This is a genomic window from Staphylococcus sp. Y174-1, from assembly GCF_049897865.1.
In the GTDB taxonomy this organism is placed as follows: domain Bacteria; phylum Bacillota; class Bacilli; order Staphylococcales; family Staphylococcaceae; genus Staphylococcus; species Staphylococcus saprophyticus.
Window position 1 is genome coordinate 3,263 of sequence record NZ_JAFCXB010000014.1, and the last position, 1,656, is coordinate 4,918.

2 rRNA genes (1 of these 2 running past the window's edge) are annotated in these 1,656 nt (G+C 50.4%); both read left to right on the forward strand.

The window, feature by feature from the left end:
- Positions 1-1,462: ribosomal RNA gene (locus ACP7BT_RS13405) — 23S ribosomal RNA — on the forward strand (it extends 1,560 nt beyond the left edge of the window).
- Between the two features lie 78 nt (positions 1,463-1,540).
- Positions 1,541-1,655 (forward strand): 5S ribosomal RNA (gene rrf, locus ACP7BT_RS13410).
- Position 1,656 lies beyond the last annotated feature (1 nt).

Genomic DNA, 1,656 nt, shown 5'->3' on the forward strand with positions numbered 1-1,656 from the left:
CGATGGGGGGACGCAGTAGGATAGGCGAAGCGTACGATTGGATTGTACGTCCAAGCAGTGAGATTGAGTGTTAGGCAAATCCGGCACTCTTAAGATTGAGCTGTGATGGGGAGAGGAAATTGTTTCCTCGAGTCGTTGATTTCACACTGCCAAGAAAAGCCTCTAGCTAGAATTGTGGTGCCCGTACCGCAAACCGACACAGGTAGTCAAGATGAGAATTCTAAGGTGAGCGAGCGAACTCTCGTTAAGGAACTCGGCAAAATGACCCCGTAACTTCGGGAGAAGGGGTGCTCTTTAGGGTTAACGCCCAGGAGAGCCGCAGTGAATAGGCCCAAGCGACTGTTTATCAAAAACACAGGTCTCTGCTAAACCGTAAGGTGATGTATAGGGGCTGACGCCTGCCCGGTGCTGGAAGGTTAAGAGGAGTGGTTAGCTTCTGCGAAGCTACGAATCGAAGCCCCAGTAAACGGCGGCCGTAACTATAACGGTCCTAAGGTAGCGAAATTCCTTGTCGGGTAAGTTCCGACCCGCACGAAAGGCGTAACGATTTGGGCACTGTCTCAACGAGAGACTCGGTGAAATCATAGTACCTGTGAAGATGCAGGTTACCCGCGACAGGACGGAAAGACCCCGTGGAGCTTTACTGTAGTCTGATATTGAAATTCGGCACAGCTTGTACAGGATAGGTAGGAGCCTGAGATACGTGAGCGCTAGCTTACGTGGAGGCGTTGGTGGGATACTACCCTCGCTGTGTTGGATTTCTAACCCGCACCATTTATCATGGTGGGAGACAGTGTCAGATGGGCAGTTTGACTGGGGCGGTCGCCTCCTAAAGAGTAACGGAGGCGCTCAAAGGTTTCCTCAGAATGGTTGGAAATCATTCATAGAGTGTAAAGGCATAAGGAAGCTTGACTGCGAGACTTACAAGTCGAGCAGGGTCGAAAGACGGACTTAGTGATCCGGTGGTTCCGCATGGAAGGGCCATCGCTCAACGGATAAAAGCTACCCCGGGGATAACAGGCTTATCTCCCCCAAGAGTTCACATCGACGGGGAGGTTTGGCACCTCGATGTCGGCTCATCGCATCCTGGGGCTGTAGTCGGTCCCAAGGGTTGGGCTGTTCGCCCATTAAAGCGGTACGCGAGCTGGGTTCAGAACGTCGTGAGACAGTTCGGTCCCTATCCGTCGTGGGCGTAGGAAATTTGAGAGGAGCTGTCCTTAGTACGAGAGGACCGGGATGGACATACCTCTGGTGTACCAGTTGTCGTGCCAACGGCATCGCTGGGTAGCTATGTATGGACGGGATAAGTGCTGAAAGCATCTAAGCATGAAGCCCCCCTCAAGATGAGATTTCCCAACTTCGGTTATAAGATCCCTCAAAGATGATGAGGTTAATAGGTTCGAGGTGGAAGCATAGCGATATGTGCAGCTGACGAATACTAATCGATCGAAGACTTAATCAAATTTTAAATGTTTTGTTTGGTTGAATCATATTTTACTTACTATCTAGTTTTGAATGTATAATTTCATACATTTCATTGTCTGGTGACAATGGCAAGGAGGTCACACCTGTTCCCATGCCGAACACAGAAGTTAAGCTCCTTAGCGCCGATGGTAGTCGGACTTACGTTCCGCAAGAGTAGGACGTTGCCAGGCA